Source organism: Brumimicrobium sp. (assembly GCF_048268645.1).
GTDB classification, from domain to species: domain Bacteria; phylum Bacteroidota; class Bacteroidia; order Flavobacteriales_D; family Crocinitomicaceae; genus Brumimicrobium; species Brumimicrobium ulvae.
The window spans coordinates 55,229-76,195 of record NZ_JBLWVE010000012.1; the positions used below are offsets into that span (position 1 = coordinate 55,229).

At 37.0% G+C, this 20,967-nt stretch carries 12 protein-coding genes; 7 read left to right on the forward strand and 5 right to left on the reverse strand.

Annotated features, from left to right (window positions below; all coding sequences use genetic code 11):
• From ACN0U3_RS10385 to ACN0U3_RS10395, 3 genes are all read right to left on the reverse strand, one after another.
• Positions 1 to 471 carry a DUF1573 domain-containing protein gene (locus ACN0U3_RS10385; protein WP_073219012.1) on the reverse strand — a complete coding sequence of 157 codons (471 nt, stop codon included), beginning with the start codon at positions 469 to 471 and terminating at the stop codon, positions 1 to 3.
• Between the two features lie 53 nt (positions 472 to 524).
• Complete coding sequence (nusB, locus tag ACN0U3_RS10390; RefSeq protein ID WP_417266170.1) at positions 525 to 1,469, reverse strand: transcription antitermination factor NusB; 945 nt, start codon at positions 1,467 to 1,469, stop codon at positions 525 to 527.
• A 103-nt stretch (positions 1,470 to 1,572) separates the two neighbouring features.
• Positions 1,573 to 2,670, reverse strand: coding sequence for a Glu/Leu/Phe/Val family dehydrogenase (locus ACN0U3_RS10395; protein ID WP_417266171.1), 1,098 nt, complete (start codon positions 2,668 to 2,670; stop codon positions 1,573 to 1,575).
• Between the two features lie 123 nt (positions 2,671 to 2,793).
• Here ACN0U3_RS10395 and ACN0U3_RS10400 point away from each other — a divergent pair, with 123 nt between their 5' ends.
• The 5 genes from ACN0U3_RS10400 (at position 2,794) to ACN0U3_RS10420 (ending at position 10,763) form a co-directional block, all read left to right on the forward strand.
• Entirely contained in the window at positions 2,794 to 4,551 is a 1,758-nt protein-coding gene (locus tag ACN0U3_RS10400; protein WP_073219018.1) for an ABC transporter ATP-binding protein, read from the forward strand.
• Between the two features lie 67 nt (positions 4,552 to 4,618).
• Positions 4,619 to 5,020 (forward strand): PUR family DNA/RNA-binding protein, encoded by a 402-nt coding sequence (locus ACN0U3_RS10405; protein ID WP_073219021.1) that lies wholly within the window; start codon positions 4,619 to 4,621, stop codon positions 5,018 to 5,020.
• A gap of 131 nt (positions 5,021 to 5,151) precedes the next feature.
• On the forward strand, positions 5,152 to 6,750 hold the full coding sequence (locus ACN0U3_RS10410; RefSeq protein WP_417266172.1) for a phytoene desaturase family protein: 1,599 nt from the start codon (positions 5,152 to 5,154) through the stop codon (positions 6,748 to 6,750).
• A gap of 38 nt (positions 6,751 to 6,788) precedes the next feature.
• Entirely contained in the window at positions 6,789 to 8,660 is a 1,872-nt protein-coding gene (locus ACN0U3_RS10415; protein WP_073219026.1) for a mechanosensitive ion channel family protein, read from the forward strand.
• Between the two features lie 486 nt (positions 8,661 to 9,146).
• Entirely contained in the window at positions 9,147 to 10,763 is a 1,617-nt protein-coding gene (locus ACN0U3_RS10420) for a SulP family inorganic anion transporter (RefSeq protein ID WP_417266173.1), read from the forward strand.
• A 458-nt stretch (positions 10,764 to 11,221) separates the two neighbouring features.
• Here ACN0U3_RS10420 and ACN0U3_RS10425 read toward each other — a convergent pair whose 3' ends face one another.
• Both ACN0U3_RS10425 and ACN0U3_RS10430 read right to left on the reverse strand, forming a co-directional pair.
• Complete coding sequence (locus ACN0U3_RS10425; RefSeq protein WP_417266174.1) at positions 11,222 to 16,030, reverse strand: GEVED domain-containing protein; 4,809 nt, start codon at positions 16,028 to 16,030, stop codon at positions 11,222 to 11,224.
• A gap of 747 nt (positions 16,031 to 16,777) precedes the next feature.
• Positions 16,778 to 17,818 (reverse strand): WD40/YVTN/BNR-like repeat-containing protein, encoded by a 1,041-nt coding sequence (locus tag ACN0U3_RS10430; RefSeq protein ID WP_417266175.1) that lies wholly within the window; start codon positions 17,816 to 17,818, stop codon positions 16,778 to 16,780.
• A 447-nt stretch (positions 17,819 to 18,265) separates the two neighbouring features.
• On the opposite strand from ACN0U3_RS10430, the gene ACN0U3_RS10435 reads away from it, so the two are divergent.
• Both ACN0U3_RS10435 and ACN0U3_RS10440 read left to right on the forward strand, forming a co-directional pair.
• A complete protein-coding gene (locus tag ACN0U3_RS10435) occupies positions 18,266 to 19,492 on the forward strand; it encodes an RsmB/NOP family class I SAM-dependent RNA methyltransferase (RefSeq protein ID WP_073219038.1) in 1,227 nt (408 codons plus the stop codon).
• Between the two features lie 110 nt (positions 19,493 to 19,602).
• Positions 19,603 to 20,634 (forward strand): endonuclease, encoded by a 1,032-nt coding sequence (locus tag ACN0U3_RS10440; RefSeq protein WP_417266176.1) that lies wholly within the window; start codon positions 19,603 to 19,605, stop codon positions 20,632 to 20,634.
• Positions 20,635 to 20,967 lie beyond the last annotated feature (333 nt).

Here is a 20,967-nt window from a genome sequence, read left to right on the forward strand (position 1 = left end):
TTAAGATGTTGGTGCTTTGGTTGTTGGATTAGTAGGATTTACGAATGCCTTAATAACCAAAGACTCAGTTCCAGCTTCTGTATTTGTTGTAAGTGTGATGGTTTTGCTAACTTGATTTTGTCCGCTTCCATCAAACTTCACTAATAATTCGCCTTCTCCTCCCGGTGCGATAGGATCTTTTGTCCATTCCGGTACAGTACATCCACAGCTACTTTTTGCATTTACAATCATCAATGGAGCGTCACCAGTATTCTTAAATTTGAAAAGGTGCTCTACGTGAGTTCCTTTGTCGATAGTTCCAAAATCGTATTGACTTTCTTCAAAAGTGATTTTTGGAAACTTACCCGACTCTGCATCACGATCTGCAGCGGCGGCAACATTCTCTTCATTTACTTTATCTGCTGCATTATCTTTGCAAGAAGAAAATGCAAAAACAGACAGAACTGCTAGTAATAAGATTGATTTTTTCATTGTAATAAATATTTTTTGTTTTTAGCACGCCAAAAATAGGCATTTTTTCACCATTAATGAAGGCCTCGTCCTATTTTATTGAGTTTGCCATTCTCGGTAAATTCTTTAACAATTTTGTCTAAAATTCCGTTAACGAAAATGCTGCTTTTCGGTGTAGAATATTCTTTAGATATTTCGAGATACTCATTAATAGTAGCTCTAGCAGGAATTGATGGGAAGTACAAAAACTCAGCAATGCCCATTTTTAAAATAATTAAATCTACATCTGCAATGCGATCCTGATCCCAATTTGGGGTTTTACCCGTTATTTCAGCATTTAATTTATCTTCGTTTAAAATAACTTTTCTGAAAAGTTGAATAGCATACTGCCTGTCTTCTTCATTCTTATATAAATCAGGCACTAACAAGTCGGATGCGTTTTTCTCTGAAAGTTTGCCTAGCATTTTCACAATAGCAGTGTTTACAAGTGGAAAGTCGTCTATCCAAGTTAGACGTTTGTCTTCAATATACTCGTAAATTTTTTCGTTAGGAGCTACAATTTCTTTAAAAACGCGGATTACAAACTTTTGATCTTCTTTAAAATCAGTTTCTTTTAATTCGAGATAGGCTTGATACCAGTCTTTTTGTTTAAGCGCATTAAACAGAATATTCACATATTCGGAATCCAGATCCCAATAGTTCAGTTTTTTCTTTTCTATTGTTTCAACAAAAAGTGAATTGGTTGCTATTAAATTCAGCACTTTGTTCTTAACAAACGTTTGGCTAGGATTTTTTTCAGTTTCTGTTGCTAGGTGTTTTTGCTGTGATATTATCATAAATCGATCAGCTTGCCCTTGCATGGCCACCATTAGTTGAAGCATTAACAGGTAGAGATCCTGCATTTGCTCGATACTGTATTTCAAAAACTTTTCTTGTGTATCAATATCGGGGTTTTCCAACCTATTATAAGCATAAACCGACTGTAAAACCTTTACCCTGATATGTCTTCTTGTAAGCATATTTTTTAAAGAACTATTTTGATAAAAAAACAACGCACAAGTTTTTACCTGTGCGCTGCAAAGATACATAAAATTGTAAGTGCCAAGTGGCACAAATTAGTGACTATTTTTCGTTTTTTCTTGCATCAATACGTGCTTGTGCAATATTGAAAGCTGCTTGATACGTAGTAATGTCATTAACATCAGCATTTTTCAAAATTTCGAGCGTTGTGTTGTAGATGTTTTCTGTTTTTCGAATTATTTCAGCTCGGTCGTATTTTACGAGTTCAGCATAAACGTTAATAATTCCGCCCGCATTAATTAAAAAGTCTGGAGCCCAAACAATTCCTTTTTCCCGTAGTGCTTTTCCGTGTTTTTGTTCAACCGCCAATTGGTTGTTTGCTGCACCTGCGATTACTTTTGCTTTAAACTGACCAATAGTATCGTCATTTACTGTAGCACCTAAAGCACAAGGAGCATAGATGTCCATTTCTTCAGAATACAGGTTTTTACCTTCGTAAATTTTTACTCCGTATTTGTCGCGAACTTCTTCCAAACGCTCTTGGTTGATGTCGGAAATAACAACCTTAGCGCCTTCTTTGCTCAAGTGTTCTACCAAAGACTCACCAACATTACCAATACCTTGAACATAGATAACTTTACCTTGAAGATCCTCTGTTCCGTAGGTATATTTTGCAGCGGCCTTCATACCCATATACACACCATACGCTGTAATAGGAGAAGGATTTCCTGAACCTCCATTTGCTTCAGAAATACCAGTTACGTGCGGAGTTACGGTACGTACAAGATCCATGTCGGAAGTTTTCATTCCTACATCTTCGGCAGTAATATATTTCCCCCCTAATGAATGTACAAACTCTCCGAACTTCAACATTAGTTCAGGAGTTTTTTGTGTTTTAGCATCACCAATAATCACAGCTTTTCCTCCACCCAGATCAAGGCCCGTAATAGCGCTTTTAAAAGTCATTCCCCTTGAAAGTCGCAAAACATCGTTTAATGCATCCCACTCGCTAGAGTAATTCCACATTCTGGTTCCACCCAAAGCTGGTCCCAAAACTGTATTGTGAATCCCAATTATTGCTTTTAATCCAGTATCTTTGTCGTTGCAAAAAACAATTTGTTCGTGATTGTCAAAAGATCCTTGTCCAAAAACTGGATCTATTTTATGAAGTTCTTTAGTGTCGATTATATCGGTGCTCATAGCTTTATATAATTAATTATTTATTTCTCAAAATGGTAATGCAAAAGTAGTGGTTTGCTATATATTCTACAAAGCAAAGCCTGTTAATTTAGGAATATTTTAAACCGCTCGCAGTTTCTGAAAATGAAAGAATTAAAATACCTAAACCCTTATTTTTTTAAATACAAAGGCCGATTGATCGTAGGGGTGTTTATAACCATTATTGCCACAGTCTTTAAACTTGTAGTCCCAATGAAAATTGGAGACTCTGTAACTATCGTTGAACAGTATATGAATGGCGAAATAACCGATTTGGCATACGTAAAACAGCACCTTTTAATTAATGTTTTAATACTTTTAGGCGCAGCATTACTTTCTGGCTTTTTCACATTTATGATGCGACAAACGTTCATTGTGGTCTCTAGATATGTAGAATACGATTTAAAAAACGTAGTGTTTGAACAGTATCAAAAACTATCATTAGGATTCTACAAACAAAATAGAACAGGAGATTTAATGAATCGCATTAGCGAAGATGTGTCTAAAGTGCGAATGTATGTAGGACCTGCTTTTATGTATAGCATCACGACAATTACCTTATTTATAGTGGTAATTAGTTATATGTTTTATCAGGATCCAATATTGACGTTATATGCCATTGCCCCACTACCCTTGCTATCTGTTGCTATTTTCAAGCTGAGTGTAATGATTAATAAGCGGAGCACCATTGTTCAACAATACCTATCAAAATTAACGTCGTTTACGCAAGAGAGTTTTAGCGGAATTTCAGTAATAAAAGCGTACGGAATAGAGCCACGAATTAATCAAGATTTCGAGAATCTTGCAGAAGGCAGTAAGGATAAAAACATCGATTTAGCTAAAGTTCAGGCATTGTTCGCTCCTTTAATGATTCTATTAATAGGCGTGAGTAATATTCTCGTAATTTATATTGGGGGAATGCGCTATATGGATGGAAAAATAGAAGAACTAGGAACCCTAGTAGAATTTTTGATGTACGTAAATATGCTCACCTGGCCCGTTGCAATCGTAGGGTTTGTTGCTTCAATGGTTCAGCAGGCAGAAGCTTCGCAAAAACGAATTAACGAATTTCTAAAAACAGAACCAGATATTCAAAATGAAGTTGAAGAAAACACTCCTATCGATGGAAATATAGTGTTTAACAACCTTACATTCACTTATCCCGATACCGGCATCGTAGCGTTAAAAGATATTTCATTTTCGGTAAAACCAGGAGACACCCTTGCTATAGTAGGAAATACTGGTTCAGGAAAATCTACTATTCTTGAACTTATAGGAAGACTTTACGACGTTGAAGAAGGAATGTTAACTATTGACGGCATTCCGATCAAAAACCTTAATTTATCCGATTTAAGAAGCAGTATTGGCTATGTTCCCCAGGATGCATTTTTATTTAGCGATACGCTTCGGAATAATATTCGATTTGGAAAAGAAGACGCTACTGAGGAGGAGGTTATTGAAGCTGCAAAAAGCGCTGTGGTTCACAAAAATATTATTGAATTCAACAAGGGCTACGACACAGTTCTTGGAGAGCGTGGAATAACGCTGAGTGGAGGTCAAAAGCAACGTTTGTCAATTGCACGTGCAATTATAAAAGACCCGAAAATCCTGCTATTTGACGACAGTCTTTCAGCCGTAGATACTGAAACAGAAGAACAAATACTTCAGCACCTTCACAAAATTTCAAAAGATAAAACCACGATTATTGTAAGCCATCGAATTTCTTCAGTAAAAAATGCTACTAACATTATTGTATTAGAAGATGGGAAAATAATACAGAGCGGATCGCACAACGAACTTGTGAATCTAGAAGGATATTATAAGGAATTGTACGCAAAACAACTCTTGGAAAAAGAAATGTAAATTTTACTTTGGATGGTTTGGAAATTTTTAGGATTTTTGGCACCGTATAAAGAAAAAAACAAACAACATGGGCGATCAATTTACAATGGAGCAAGAAGAGATTTTTTCAAAAGTGATGCGAGCTGGAAGACGTACTTATTTTTTTGACGTACGGTCTACTAAAGCAGGAGACTTTTACCTGACAATAACCGAAAGCAAGAAGTTTACTAACGACGATGGATCTTTCCACTACAAAAAACATAAGATTTATTTGTATAAAGAAGATTTTAGCGAGTTCAAAGACACTCTGGCTGAAATGATAGATTATGTAATTGATGAAAAAGGCGAAGAGGTAATTAGCGAGCGTCATCAAAAGGATTACAAACCGCCACATGCAGATGAAAAAAGTACTGCAGACCTCTCAAAAGTAGCTCAAAACGGCGATGTTGATACAAGCACGTTTACCGACATCGAATTTGACGATATTTAAAATAATGTAAATTAAGGCTTACACCGGCACAGCGAAAACTGTTGCCGGTTTTTTTATTTCTAAATTTAAAGGTCGCTATAAATACTTTTTATATTTTACACCTTCGAAATTATTATTCGTACGCTTACAGTATGTCAAAGAAACTTTGCAAACCTTTTAAAAGAGACCTGAACTTTTCAGGCCTGGATCATATAGTTATTGGTAGCGGAGTGGGCGGACTAACAGTCGCTACTTGGCTTGCCAAAGCTGGAAAAAAAGTTGCTATTTTCGAAAAGCATTATGTACCTGGTGGTTTTACACACAGTTTTAAAAGAAAAGACGGCTTTCAATGGGATGTTGGAGTACATTATGTTGGTAATATGGCGAAAGATGGCTCATTGCGAGGGTTTTTCGATTTTTTGACAGATGGAAAATTAGCTTGGGAAAGCATGGGCGACATATACGATGTTGCAAATATTGACGGCACCGAATATATTTTTAAAGCTGGTAAAGAAAACTTCAGAAAACAATTTATTAGCTATTTTCCAAATGAAGAAAAAGCAATTGACAAATATTTAGAACTAATTGAAAAAGCAAACAAACGCGGAAGTGCCTTCTTTTTTGAAAAGGTGTTTGAGCGTTGGCTAAGCAATTCGGTTGGTTGGATATTTAGAAAAAGATATGCCAAATACACCCAAAAAACTACGTACGAGGTTCTAAGTGAAATCACAAAAAACGAACGATTAATCGCTGTTCTATGCGCCCAATGCGGCAACTACGGCCTATCGCCACAAGAAAGCAGTTTTGGAGTTCATGCCATGGTAATTGGTCATTTTTTAGAAGGCGGTTACTACCCTGTTGGAGGCGCAGACCAAATATGCGAAAAAACGTTGGAGGTATTTACAGCAAACGGCGGAACCATTTATATAAATGCCGATGTTACAAAAATTGTTACCAAAAACAAACAAGTTCAAGGAATACAAATTGGAGAAAAGTTTATTTCTTGCAAGAGTGTAATTAGTAATATTGGCGTAAACAATACCTTTAACAGCCTACTTTCCGAAACAGATCGAAACATTTGTAATTTTAACCTAAAGAATGTAAAACCTGCAAGCGCCCATATTTGTCTATATTTAGGATTAAATAAATCGAGTGATGCGTTAAATCTACCTAAACATAATTTCTGGTATTACAAGAACCAAAATATAGACGAGATTTTTCATGAAGCTACGCTCCAAAACGCGCCAAAAAACTTCGCATATATTTCATTTCCTTCAGCAAAAGACCCTAACTGGGATATTGTTAATCCTAACACATCTACCATTCAAGCTATTACTATTGGAAAAATGGAGTGGTTTGAAGCCTATAAAAACACAAACTGGATGAAACGTGGCAAGACATATCTAACGCTTAAAAAAGAATTTGAAGAAGAAATGCTAAAAGTGCTATTCAAATTTTTTCCCCAAATTGAAGGAACAATCATTGCTTCCGAAGTTTCTACACCGCTTTCAACAGCGAATTTCACAAGTTATAAAAGCGGTGAAATATACGGGTTGGCACATGCTACAGAAAGATTTAAACTCCCTTTTCTTAGACCAAAAACAAAGCTAAAAGGACTCTATTTAACTGGTCAAGATATAACGATAGTAGGTGTTGCTGGAGCCATGCTTTCTGGTTTATTATGCGCCACAACTATATTAAAGTTTGGTTCTTGGAAGATTTTTAAAGAAATTGGACGAAGTAAAAAGTAGACGACTTTTTAATTACTTTAGCCACAAATTTGAGCAATATGATGCGAACTAAAATTATAATCACAATTCTTGCAATTGCTTGTTTATCGGGCATAGGTTTTTCTCAAGAAGACACTACAGCCGTTAAAAAAGATTCGGTAAATATTGCATTGCTGGAAAGTTATAATAAACGACTTCTCGAAATAGAGAAACAACGTATTGCAGATTCTGTGCAAAAAGTCGCGTTAGAACAGCAATTAAACGCTCTAAAAACGACCGATAATTTAAAGAAAGAAGAACTGCAGGCACAGCTAATTGCTATTAATGAGAAAGAAAACTCACGGATTTCAGAAAAAAGAGCGCGTATAGACTCATTAAAAAAAGTAACAAAAGGCTATCCTGTTACTGGTTTTTTTGGAGACACGCTATTTCTGTTGTATTCTAAATCTGGTAGTTTTTCACCAAAAGAGCGCGCCGAAGCTGTAAATAAAAGAATTGAAAAACTAGGAAGCACGATTGATTTTGATGTTAATTCTCTTAAAATAGAAAATGCTGAAACCACCTTTGATATACTTCAAGGCGAATCCATTATAATGAGTATTAATGAATCGGATGCACTTTGGAATAATACTACAAAGGAAGAATTAGCCAAAGAGTACGTGGCTATTATTAATGCCGAAGTAATTGAATATAAAGAAGAAACTAATTATTTAAACCTAGCAATGAAAATAGGTTTGGCTATTTTAGTGCTTCTTATTATTGCGGCTCTTGTTAAATATATTTCAAAATTATTCGCTTGGACAGCATTAAAGATACAATCTCAAGAAAATAAAAAAATTAAAGGAGTTCAAATTAAAAACTACACCTTATTTGATGCAAAGAGGCAGATAAGTGTGCTGTTGTTGTTAAATAATGCCGTAAAATGGTTTACGATAGTTGTAGCTATTTATATTGCCCTACCTATTCTTTTTGGTATTTTCCCTTGGACACAACATTTTGCCGCAACTCTTTTTGGGTATGTTTTAGATCCGTTAAAAAACATCTTACTCTCGTTTTGGAACTACCTGCCAAATTTAATTACAATTATAGTTATCATAGTAGTCTATCGCTATGTACTTCGCGCAATACGATTCTTAAAAGACGAAATTGCACAAGGTAACCTCCAGCTTAACGGGTTTTATCCCGATTGGGCAGAACCGACATATCAAATAGTTCGAATTCTTTTATTAGCCTTCATGTTTGTAGTCCTATGGCCTTATTTACCAGGGAGTGACTCTCCTATTTTTAAAGGAGTGTCTGTATTTTTAGGTTTTCTGTTCACTTTTGGCTCTGCAGGTTCTTTATCGAACGTTATTGCAGGTTTGGTTCTTACTTATATGCGATTGTTTACCATTGGCGATCGTGTAAAAATCGGTGATGTTACTGGCGATGTAATTGAGAAATCTGCATTGGTTACACGAGTTAGAACTCCGTTTAATGAAATTATATCCATCCCAAATTCTACAGTAATGAATAGCCACACCATAAATTACAGTAGCGATGCCCCTGAAAAAGGATTGATAGTACATACAACAGTTACTATTGGTTATGATGTTCCTTGGAAAGACGTACACACGGCGTTAATAGACGCTGCTTTACGCACTGAACTTATTTTAAAAGAACCAAATCCGTTTGTGTTTCAAACCGGACTCGAAGATTTTTATGTAGCCTATGAGGTTCATGCCTATGTTCGTGAAGCTAATAAACAAGGAAGTATTTATTCCGATTTGCGTCAAAACATTCAAGATGTATTTAATGAACGTGGAATTGAAATTCTGTCGCCACATTACCGAGCTGCCCGCGATGGAAATTCGACTACAATCCCTGCTAATTATTTACCGAAAGATTATGAAGCTCCAAGTTTTAATATAAGAACGCAAGGAAAGAAATAGAAGTAAAAGAATTTCTGAATAAGCAATCGATAATGTCCGTGGATAGAAACAAGAAACTTTGACTTGCCCAGCAACCACCGCCTAACTTTAAGAACCAAGCGTCTAATCCAAAAATATAAATGGTTTAAATAATAGTTTAAGATTTTTAGATAAAACACCATTGAATCTATTGGTTTTGTTTCTGAAGAAAAGGAAGATGAAAAGGAAAGTTTTTTTAAGTTAAGTAGCTCAAACACGTTATTAATCTAGCCTTTTATAACAGGGGTTAAACTTTAGTTGCATAGGCGTAATTTACATAATTACAGTAAATTTTAACAGTCGCTTTTTTAATGGCTTTTAATGACTTATCTATGGCTTATCTATGGCTTATCTATGATTGATCCGCATCTTTGCATCTTCTTAAAATAACTATATCGCTAACTTTCAAAAAAGAGGTTTAGGGCTATTTTCAAAAACACTATCTTTGCCGCCCTTAAAAAACCAAAAATGTTAGCAAAATACCTATTAACTTTCACTCAAAACCCAAAAAATGATATTCTTTCGGGACTTACTGTTGCACTTGCATTAGTCCCTGAAGCTGTAGCTTTTTCATTTGTTGCAGGAGTTGACCCTTTGGTCGGGTTATATGGCGCTTTTATTATGGGGATTGTTACCGCCTTGTTTGGTGGGCGGCCCGGAATGATTTCTGGAGCAACTGGAGCGATGGCTGTAGTTATGGTTCATTTAATCCAAAAAGGGAATGAAGTTGGGCTATCGTTAGATTCTCCTGTTGAGTATCTCGGTTTACAATGGCTTTTTATAACACTACTGTTTGTGGGAGCTATTCAAATTATGGCTGGGGTATTTAAATTAGGAAAATTTGTACGACTCATCCCACATCCCGTAATGATGGGGTTTGTAAATGGCTTGGCAATAGTTATATTCCTTTCGCAATTGGGGCTTTTTAAGGAAAGTCGTGGCACTGTTCCACAATGGCTAAGCGGTATGGATTTATGGGTTATGTTAGGCCTTGTAGGATTAACGATGGCTATTATGTTCGGACTTCCTAAACTTACAAAAAAATTACCAGCAGCTTTAATTGCGATTGTCGTAGTTGCTTCTATTACTATTTTCGGCAACCTAGATGTTAGCACTGTTGGATCGTTTATACGCGATGGTGGCGGGAGTGGCTTAAAGGGTTCTCTTCCTGTATTTCAAACCCAGCTTTTTGGATTTATAGATACAATTAGTGGGCATTGGGATCTAATACTATCAACAGCATTTTTACTTGCAGCGGTTGGCCTTATTGAGTCGTTAATGACATTAAATTTAATAGATGAAATGACTGAAACTCGTGGAAGCGGGAATCGCGAATGTGTGGCTCAAGGAAGCGCAAATATCTTAAATGGCTTTTTTGGAGGTATGGGAGGTTGTGCTATGATTGGTCAATCTATTATTAACGTAAGCTCTGGCGGACGCGGAAGACTCTCGGGCGCAACGGCAGCAATTGCTCTTTTATGCTTCGTACTGTTTGGCGCTCCATTGATTGAGCAAATACCAATTGCAGCATTAGTTGGGGTTATGTTTATGGTTGTAATTGGCACATTTGCTTGGAGTAGTTTTAGAATTCTACATAAAATCCCTGTTGCAGATGCTATCGTTTTAATTACGGTTTCGGTAGTTACTGTATGGCAAGATTTGGCTATTGCGGTACTTGTGGGTGTAATAATGAGTGCCCTTGTATTTGCTTGGAAAAGCGCAACACGAATTCGAGCTAGAAAAAGAATTAAAGAAGACGGCACCAAGGTTTATGAAATCTGGGGGCCCTTATTTTTTGGCTCTACAACAGCATTTAACAGCAAGTTTAGTGTTTCTTCCGATCCAGAATCAATCGAGATAGATTTTATTGAATCTAGAATATCTGATCATTCGGGTGTGGAAGCCGTTCGAAATATAGCAAATAAGTATATCGATAGTGGGAAGCAAATAAAACTGACACACCTTAGTCCAGATTGTAAAGCACTTCTTTTAAAATGGAATCCAGAGTTTGAGACGATAATAGAAGATTCTGTCGAAGACCCGAGATATCACGTGGTAACAAATGTATTAGACGCAGAGGTTTAGCACCATTTATAAGTATTAAATTCCAGGTAATTTTCTGATATTTAAATCTACTCTAAGACTTTAGTCATTGATTGGGGAATCACGAGTTTTAACCAAATTATCGGTGTACGCTAAAAATATATACAGTAGAGCTTATAGTTTGCTGGTTTAAGTATCGGTCTTTTCAAACTATCGCTTTCCGAAAACCATTCATCCAGTTTTAAGAAACATCTTCCTGCTCTTTTCGAAGGTGATATTTCCTTACTTCAATATCCTTCTTTCCCATAGGTATCTACGGTTTTGTTTCGTACAGATTCCTCTTGCTTTAATTAAATTGCATTTATTCAGAATACTAATAGTTCTTCGCTCCTTCACATTAAGCTCCAACTATTTGATATTGAAAGAAAGCGAAGCGAAAAAAAATAGCCGCCTCAAATGAGACGGCTATTATTAATTAGTATTTAGAGTTTTAAAACGTACTACTCTTTTACAACCTTGAAGTTCTCTTCAAGTCCACCTTCAAAAGTTACACGGAAAATGAATGTTCCGGTAGGTAAAGAAGAAACATCTACTTTACCATCAGCAAATTGATTGGTATTCAATACTTGCTGACCCAATACGTTGTAAGCTGAAACAGACTCGATGTTCTGATTAGCTGTAACGTAAAGCACTTCAGACATTGGGTTTGGATAATATGAGAAGTTTAGGTTTGAGAAATCTTCAACACCAACTGTACCATCAACAGTAACAGTGTAGTCTTCAGTTTCTCCATATCCTTGATCTTCATCACACGCTAGATCCCAAGTAGCTGAATCACCAGGTACTGCAGCAACACGAACTCTCATTCTATAGTCACCGTTTGCTAAACCTGTAGGAATAGCGATATCTCCAGTTAATGCTTCAGCAGATCCAGTTCCGATGAAGAAGAATTCATTTTCATCAAAAGTTTGACTGTTGTCGAAATCAATCCATACAGAAACTGATTCAACATCCCATCCGCCGCCTACGCTAACAGAAATTGGGAATGTTCCACCAGATTGAACGGTAGCTGCCATTGCAGTATAATCACCGTATCCATCTACGCTACAAGTTGTAGTGTTATCAATCCCTTCGAAAGTAACATTTGTAATACTATCATCGTCAGAGCAATCTAACATTGGGATACAATATCCAGCCGCACTAGTAACAGTAACGGTGTAGTCTTCGGTTTCTCCATAGCCTTGATCTTCATCACAAGCTAAATCCCAAGTAGCTGCATCGCCAGGTACTGCAGCAACACGAACTCTCATTCTGTAGTCACCATCTGCTGCATCTGCAGGAATAGCAATGTTTTCAGTTAAAACCTCACCGCTTCCTGTTCCAATATAGAAGAATTCGTTTTCATCAAAAGTTCCACTGTTGTCGAAATCAATCCAAACAGATGCTGACTCAACGTTCCATCCATCACCTACGGTTACAGACATTGGGAATGTTCCGCCAGATTGAACTGTGGCAACCATTGCTGTATAGTCACCATATCCACTTGGACTACAAGTAGTAGTATTGTCAATTTCCTGGAAAGTAACATTTGTTATGGCATCATTATCAGTACAATCCAATACTGGAATACAGTATATAGAAGGTTCAATAGTTGTAAATGTTGCAACAGAAGAATATGAAGATTCTGCTGAAGGTCCACAAGTTACTTCCAGTCTCCATTCTACAACAACTCCGCTAGTAGCAGGTGCAGTAGCCATAAAGTCGGCATAAGTAGTTGAAGAAGCTCCTTCATTTACCCATCCAGCAGCATCTGTATTTGATTGCCATTGGTAAGTAATTCCGTTTGCAGATGTAAATCCTGTAGCTGAAACTGTATAAGCTGAGTTAGCCTCACCGCTTTCTGGATTTGCAGTTGCTAGACCACCGTCAGGAGTACCAGTACAATCGTCTGTACTTCCTTCAAGGATGTTTAATGTAAAGTCTATTGCTTGACCGTATCCTGCTTCAACACCTTGGCCAAATGGGTCAAACTGAATTCCACAAGGGGTTACAATTGGAAGAGAAAGATCATCAAAATATGTTTTTGTAATTCTGATACGAGTTTCTCCAAGAACAGCATCTGCAGGCACTAGAATGTCCATATTCACAGAAATACCATCGGCTCCATCAGAATTGGCTAAAGTTCCAAGCTCATAAATTTCGCCTGCATCATCTAGCATATCATTTTGGTTCCAATCGATAAACGCTACGATATTTGTTTCAAAATCGCCATACGTATTTCCTTCAACTGAAAGATTATATGTTTGACCAGCTGTGAAATCTACTATAACATCGGTGTGGTCTACTAATGGATCTGTTGTGTTCGTGTTTGTTATAACGTTTGTTGCATCAACATCTATACTAGTGATTTCTTCTACCCATACATCACCTGCATCGGCTATATCACAATATGGGCTTGGGAAAGGTCCGCTAGCTCCAGGCACACTCAGTGTATAGTCTTCAAATTCACCATAGGTAAAACCTGTCTCACAAGGGTCAATGTCTCCTTCAGGATCAAGCCAATGGCTAACAACTCTCATTCTTGTATCTCCTGAAGCTGCATCCATTGGGATAGTAAACGACCCCATATGTTGAGCTGAATAGGATGTAGAGTTATAAACTACTTCTTCAGTAGTATCAAATACACCATCCATATTCCAATCTACCCAGATTCTAAATCCAGCAGTACCACCTAAAACATCAACTGTAAAGCTAATTTCATCTCCTGGGTTTCCTTCAACCGTCATTGCTGTGAAGTCACCATATCCATTTGGAGCGTAACCACTGCCAAGGTTAGAAATGTTTTCGATCCCTCCTGTAGTTGAGAAGTTATCGATATAACGAGCAGAGTTAGTTCCTTCTGGAATACAATAGCAATCAGATGGATTTGGGTTTAAAGTTACCTCAATAATTTCAGAATCATCCATATCTCCGTTAGTACACTCTACGTGGTAACGATAATCTGTTGCTACATCAATACCAGCAATGGTAATTGTTGAAGAAGCTACACCTAAATCTGTCCAAGTTCCTGATCCTGCAGGAGAAGATTGCCACGTTCTGGTTAAACCATCAGCTGGCTCAGAATTTCCTGTAACAGTCATGCTGAAAGGTGCCAAGGCACAAACTTCCATTTCTGTTTCACCTACAACTGTTCCTGCAACGGCTTCCGTACACGTATCAAGCGTAGCAATATTAATTGTATAATCCTCATATTCTCCCTGTCCTGTATGGGCACAAGCGTTAGCAGGTCCAGAACTTGGTGTATAAGAAGATCCGATTCTCATTCTATAGTTTCCAGTTGCACCTACTGGCATTGTAAGTGAGCCAGTATAGTTTCCGCTGTAACTAGTAGATTGGTAAACCATTTCAGTTGTCTCGTCAAATGTGAGATCATTGTTCCAATCTATCCAGATTTTCAAACCTGCAGTTTCTCCACTTTCTAATGCTACAGTGTAGCTAATGGTTTCCTCTGGAGTAACGACTACAGTTTGAGCACTGAAATCACTATATCCAGATCCTGTTATTCCAGCTCCTGAATCTAAGTTGCTAATATCAGCTCCAGAATCTCCTGTTATAGTAACACTTTCAATATAACCAGAGTCTCCAGTATTAGTAGGAATACAATATCCAGTGTAAACACCTAAAGGTCCAGTCCACAGACTTAAGTCTCCAGCTCCGCAATCTGCTTGAACATAGACATCATATGCAGTTTCAGCGGTTAAGCCAGTTATTTGAAAGTTTGTCGCTGTAGCAACTGCAGTTCCAACTTCGTCTGCATCGCCAGGAGTATAACCAGTAGCACCCCAAGAAACATTCCAGGAAGTTTCAGTATTACCAGCCATCCAATCGATGTCTACTGTAGAATCAGTAACACCTGTAGCGGCAAGAGTAGATGGTGCCATACAAGAAGGTACTACTTCCCAATAAACGTCATCCCAATAGTGACTAGTTCCATTGGCTGCACTTTTAATACCCAATCTAGCCCCAGCAGGAACTGTATTAGGAACAACCACTGAATATTCAGAATTTGTAGCATACGAAGTGTTAGTAATGCTTACTTCTTGAATTAAAGTAAAGCTATCATAATCAGTAACATCCGTAACATAACCTACTAATAAAGCACCAGAACCTGAGCCTACTCTTGCAGAAAGCTTTAAACGGTGAGTACCTGCGTCTATATTAGAAAATTCTGGCAATGCTACAATAATTGAATTCGATGTAGCACTAGTATATTGATAAATATTTCGAGTTCCTGAAGCTGGAGAAGTTGAAGATATAGTCTGACTTCCTGCGGATGCAGCTGGAACTATTCTTTCCCAACAATCTGGAACAATGCTTCCTGTACCGTACGAATCAAAGTTTTCGACCATAGTGTCAACAACACCACAAGCAGTTTTAAATGAATAGCCTATCCAGGCACTTTCTTCTCCACCACAATCTGCTTGAACATAAACTCTGTAACTAGTGTTTGGTGTTAACCCCATTACTTGGTATGAAGTCGTACTTACAGTAGCCTGACCGATTTCATTACCATCACCAGGAATGTAGTCTGCTAATCCCCAAGTTAGATTCCACGAAGTTTCAGTAGCACCAGCTGTCCAGTTAACATCGGCTGTAGTTTGAGTTATTGCAGAAGCAGCAACTTCAGTTGGACTTGGACATGATTGTTGGATACCTCCCAAGATCATAGTATTGATATAATCTACTCTAGTAGAAGCTGAAGGAGGAGATGTTGGGTCAGGGTTCGTTGTATCACTTCTATACGTCATTCCTCTGTTAGTCCCTGTAATAGTTTCAGTTTTTGCGAAATTAGCAGAACAAGTATATCCTGGCATATTTTCATGAACAGCTACAACTAAGTGGTCTGTTCCGTTATAACTAAATGGAGTATCGAATGTTATTGTCATCCAATTTCCTGCAGCTGGATATGTTACTGTACCTGAATAAACTTGTTCAAGTCCTGAAGCGTCAACCCAATCAGTAGTAGAAGCAAATGTTGTTTGAGTTGAATGACCTAAATAGATATCCCAATCTAAACTGTTATCAAATCCACCGCTTGTATAGTAAAAAGAGATAGAAGTAATATCTCCAGAGGCGTTAATCTCGCTTGAATATACTATTTGCTGCGTGTATGAATACCCCCAACACCCAGCAATTGGTATGGTAGAGGTCGTCCCGTCTTGTTCCCCAATGGAAACTTGCGCCATTCCTTGCCACGAAAACGTGGAAATCAGTAACGCTAAAAATAAAAAGGTAATTTTTTTAATCATTATGAATTGTTTTGGTTAATAATAAAGGCGTGAAGTTAAAAAATTCTAAACGGACTCACAATGTTTTACTAGATTGAATTAAAATAAAATAACACAGATAACCCCGCGTGTGTTTTTAACAGATTTTGAAAATTTTATCCATACACTAAGAAAGTTACCTCAAAAAATCTTTATTTTACTTTCAGGCTTATGAAATAAAATAAAGATTCTACCTATTAATTTTTAATTGGACCCAAAACACACACGGAGTATTGTTAATAATTTTATATTCTCTGAAAAATCAAAAGCCTCAACATTCGATTTTTGGATAGATAAACCTCAGTTAATTTGAGAACAATTTTAAAAGCATTCTTCTTATTGACCTTAATTTTGAGTTAAATTGCGGTTTAAAATAAAGTTCTAAGGCATCGCGAACAAGAATTAAGAATTTATGCTTTTTAGCTAGACAACTTATTCCCCCTATTCAAAACAAGCATCTGAAGTAGTTATCAACTGAATTGAACTTATAAAGTTTGCAGGATAATAAAAACAAATAAACTCATAATCACTAACTATCATTCCTATCACAGATATAGGATGACTAAATAAGTGTACTCAGCCAAGCAAATGGTGCTGACCAATCATTTAGAAGCGTGCATAAAATTCACTTTTTTCAAATATATCACCTCACCAAGCTTTGATGAAATCAATTGTCATCGCAATTTAGAATACAAAAAAAGCTTCCTTATTTTGAATTATCATTTCTGATTATTTAAAAAGTAGCTTAGCAATTCTATTGTTTCCAGAAGCGAAAGCAACACTATCGTTTACAAATTCAATGGCGAAAAATGCTTCTTTTGAAAGTTCTTTCCAGCTTTTACCACCATCTCCACTAAACGAAATTCCGGGAGATCCAACAGCAACTATCCCCTGCCCTGCTGTGCCTGGAATGTATTTTACTGAAGACTTATACCCAGGTTCCTCGCCATCGGCTATTAATTTCCAAGACTTGCCACCATTGGTCGTGATAGCTTTGTTCTTTTCATTATCAGTTTTTTTCTCCCAATTACCTCCAATTACAATTCCATTGTTTTCGTCTCTAAAATCAACACTGAAAATCCCCGTCATTGCTTTTCCGCTAACGATAGGAGTATCGTAAACTTTCCAGGTTTTTCCTCTGTCTGCGGTGTGCATTACTCTCGATTTTTTACCACCTGTTGCGACCCACGCGTTGTCACCATATATTGCAATATTAGAGTTACTTGCCGCAAAGGCAACCTCTCCTTTTTCAACCTTTGGTAGCATTTCACACGGAAGCTTTTCCCATGAATTCCCACCATCTCTGGTAACAATTACCGACAAACAATCTCCTATTAAATCTCCAACTGCAATTCCTTCATCATCATTCCAGAATTTCATCGAGTCGTAGAAAACTTCTGGGCCTATCTCATTATATACCTCTTCAATATTTGTAGCCTCAGAGCCATTAAAACCAATTTTATATAAAACTGCAGGATTGGCAATACTCAATACAAACACAGCTTCACTTGTAGCCGCAATAGACCGAAAATGCAATAACGAATCGGCATATTTAATTACAGCTAACTTTGGAGTATCGCCATCTATTAACCCCACTTTTCCTTTGTTTGCAGCAAACCACACTCGGTTTTCATCGAGAGGATGAATTGCCCGAATGCTTAAACTGTCCATAAATACAGGAGTAATTTTTACTGAATTAATTTCAATTTCGGCTTTATTAGTACAAGAAACAAAAGCCAATACGACAGCAATCGCAATGATAAAACGCATATTTTCATTTTTTGCCAAAAGTAATAAGCTTCGGTACAAATTTCAACTTTAACTACGTAAGTTGAAATTCACTCAGCTACCTTAAATCACTCATTTTAAATAAAATATAGCTTAGCAGGCAAATTTTAACTTTACTGTGTTGTTAATTTTCACTCAGCGACCTAAAATAGACGATTGGAAACGAAGTATTACTTGGCGTAAAAATTCAACTTTAACTGTATAAGTTGAAATTCACTCAGTTACTTTAAACAGGCTGGTTAAAACAAATTATAGCTTGATGCACCTATTTTAACTTTACTACAAAGGTTGAAATTTGTATTGAAGTTCAGTTTAGAATTCAGTTTCAAAAAGATACCTTTGCATTTGCTAAAGTTTTCAATAGAACGAACACTTTAAAAAACATGCCCGCAATAATTTTAAATCTTATTGCGGTAAAAAACACCTAGAATGAAACTACACCGAAATCTCGTTTTCGCAACAATAGATTCGCTTGATCTTATTTTCAATGAGAATAAACAAGCCGACAAAGTACTTAAAAACACCCTAAAGCGAGACAAGCGATGGGGCTCACGCGATAGAGGGTTTATTGCCGAAACCACTTACGACATAGTGAGGTGGAAACGATTGTATGCTGAAATTGCAGAGGTTCGCGAGCCATTTAGTCGTCCTAATTTATTTCGACTATTTACTGTTTGGGCCACTTTAAACGGCATAAAAATTCCAGATTGGAAACAATTTGAAGACACCCCTACCCGTCGAATTAAAGGTAAGTTTGACGAATTATCAAAAATTAGAAAGTATCGTGAATCGCTTCCTGATTGGTTGGATGAACTAGGAGAACAAGAACTTGGAAAAAAATGGGACAAGGAAATTGCAGCCTTAAACCAACAAGCAGATGTTGTTTTGCGTGTAAATACTTTAAAAACTACCGTTGAAAACCTTCAAAATGAATTGGCCGATCTCGAAATTGAAACCGAGACATTACCTGGATATCCGTATGCATTAAAGCTAAAGGAGCGTACAAATGTATTTACTACCGATGCTTTTAAAAATGGATTGTTTGAAGTTCAGGATGCTTCATCACAAAAAGTGGCAGAAATTCTAGATGCAAAACCTGGTATGCGCATTGTTGATGCTTGCGCTGGAGCTGGTGGAAAAAGTTTGCACATTGCCTCAATGATGGAAAATAAAGGGCAGTTGATTGCAATGGACATCTATGATAGCAAGTTAATCGAATTGAAACGTCGCGCAAGAAGAAACGATGTTTTTAACATCGAAACCCGCGTTATAGATTCAACTAAGGTTATAAAAAAGCTTATTGAAAAAGCAGACAAAGTATTAATCGATGCTCCTTGTTCAGGATTAGGGGTTTTAAAAAGAAATCCCGACGCCAAATGGAAACTACAACCTGAGTTTTTAGATTCTATCCGCGCTACTCAAAAAGAGTTGCTTAACTCCTATTCCCGTATGGTAAAACCCGGAGGCGAACTTGTATATGCCACCTGTTCTATCCTGCCTTCTGAAAATGAAATGCAAGTCAAAGCATTTTTAGCTAGAGAGGAAGGAAAAGATTTTTCTTTGTTAAAAGAAGAAAAAATACTGCCAAGTAAAAGTGGTTTTGATGGATTTTATATTTCTTTGCTTCAGAAAAAAGAAAAGTCGAAGAAAGAATAGTCTAATTATTACTTTCAAACGAGGCTACCTTCACTTTAATTTCAAAAATCAAAGCCAAAAGATAAATTGGACAGACCTTCTGGCGCATTAAAAACAAATATCAATTCAAGATGAGAAAATTATTTACCCTACTTTTTTTGGCTAGCATACAAGTTGTATTCGCCCAACAACCATATTATAATGATGTAGACCTTACACTTACTGGTCAAGACCTATACTATGAACTTCAGAATAAAATTGACAATGCAAGTTCTTCCTTCAATTATGGGGATAATAAGGACACTATGAAAATAACTGACAAAGATCCTAACAATAGCAATAACGTACTTCTAATTTATGGGTATAACGACAACGATGGAAATTGTGTTACAGACAGAACCCGTAATAAAAATAATTTTGGAGGTGGTAATTGCGAATACAACCGCGAGCACACTTTTGCTAGATCGAATGCAAATCCAGCCATGACAGGCTCTACCGGAATTATCGCCGACCCTCAAAACCTACGCCCATCAGATCAACGTATGAATAACAACCGCGGTAATTTAAAAATGGCCGCTGGTTCAGGAACTGCAGGACCTTCTTCTGGTGGCTTTTATCCAGGAGACGAGTGGAAAGGCGATGTAGCTAGAATAATGATGTATATGTACACCCGTTACGGAGACAGATGCAAACCTTCCCTAAATGGAATGGGTAGTTTGCAAAGCGGAAACGATATGCTTCAAATTTATCTGCAGTGGAACGTGGAAGATCCTGTAAGTGAATTTGAAGACCAAAGAAACCCTTATTTGGAAAATGTTTACGGAAACAGAAATCCATTTATTGACAACCCATACTTAGCAACTATAATCTGGGGAGGTCCAGTAGCCGAAGACCGTTGGAACATGATTGGAGTGCAGGATTTTGCCGCAGACTATATTAGTGTGTATCCAAATCCAACTACGGACGTTGTTTGGGTAAGCGACAATACTTCTTCTCCTGTTGAAACCTATGCTGTATATGACATTTCAGGAAGAAAAGTAATGCACAATACCTTCAATTCTTCTGAAAAAAGTATCGACGTTTCTAACTTAGATTCTGGAATGTACTTAGTAGAACTTATAGCTTCTGAAAAGCGTGTTGTTAAAAAGATTATGGTTCAATAGTAACCTTATTATTTTCTAATACAACCAAAAGCGGGTCCATCTGGATTCGCTTTTTTTTTATTTAAAGATTTTCAGTGTTTTCCAAAGAAAGCAACAAGATATTTCGGCTTCGATCAGCAACCGCCGCTGCGCTACAAGAACCAAGTCTGCCCACCGTTGAGGCGCGAACCAAGACTAGAAACGTGAACTACTGTATAACAATTTAAATATTGTAAATGAGATTGCGTTTTAATCTTCGGCATTATTTTTAAACAAGATAAAAAGGAAGGTTTTCATTAAGCTAAAATCCTTCTAACAACCTCGTAAACACACTATCATATTTTACACGAAATA

Coding starts and splice junctions, on each gene's coding strand:
- ACN0U3_RS10385 (WP_073219012.1), bottom strand. CDS start 471: ATGAAAAAATCAATCTTATTACTAGCAGTTCTGTCTGTTTTTGCATTT.
- nusB (WP_417266170.1), bottom strand. CDS start 1,469: ATGCTTACAAGAAGACATATCAGGGTAAAGGTTTTACAGTCGGTTTAT.
- ACN0U3_RS10395 (WP_417266171.1), bottom strand. CDS start 2,670: ATGAGCACCGATATAATCGACACTAAAGAACTTCATAAAATAGATCCA.
- ACN0U3_RS10400 (WP_073219018.1), top strand. CDS start 2,794: ATGAAAGAATTAAAATACCTAAACCCTTATTTTTTTAAATACAAAGGC.
- ACN0U3_RS10405 (WP_073219021.1), top strand. CDS start 4,619: ATGGGCGATCAATTTACAATGGAGCAAGAAGAGATTTTTTCAAAAGTG.
- ACN0U3_RS10410 (WP_417266172.1), top strand. CDS start 5,152: ATGTCAAAGAAACTTTGCAAACCTTTTAAAAGAGACCTGAACTTTTCA.
- ACN0U3_RS10415 (WP_073219026.1), top strand. CDS start 6,789: ATGATGCGAACTAAAATTATAATCACAATTCTTGCAATTGCTTGTTTA.
- ACN0U3_RS10420 (WP_417266173.1), top strand. CDS start 9,147: ATGTTAGCAAAATACCTATTAACTTTCACTCAAAACCCAAAAAATGAT.
- ACN0U3_RS10425 (WP_417266174.1), bottom strand. CDS start 16,030: ATGATTAAAAAAATTACCTTTTTATTTTTAGCGTTACTGATTTCCACG.
- ACN0U3_RS10430 (WP_417266175.1), bottom strand. CDS start 17,818: ATGCGTTTTATCATTGCGATTGCTGTCGTATTGGCTTTTGTTTCTTGT.
- ACN0U3_RS10435 (WP_073219038.1), top strand. CDS start 18,266: ATGAAACTACACCGAAATCTCGTTTTCGCAACAATAGATTCGCTTGAT.
- ACN0U3_RS10440 (WP_417266176.1), top strand. CDS start 19,603: ATGAGAAAATTATTTACCCTACTTTTTTTGGCTAGCATACAAGTTGTA.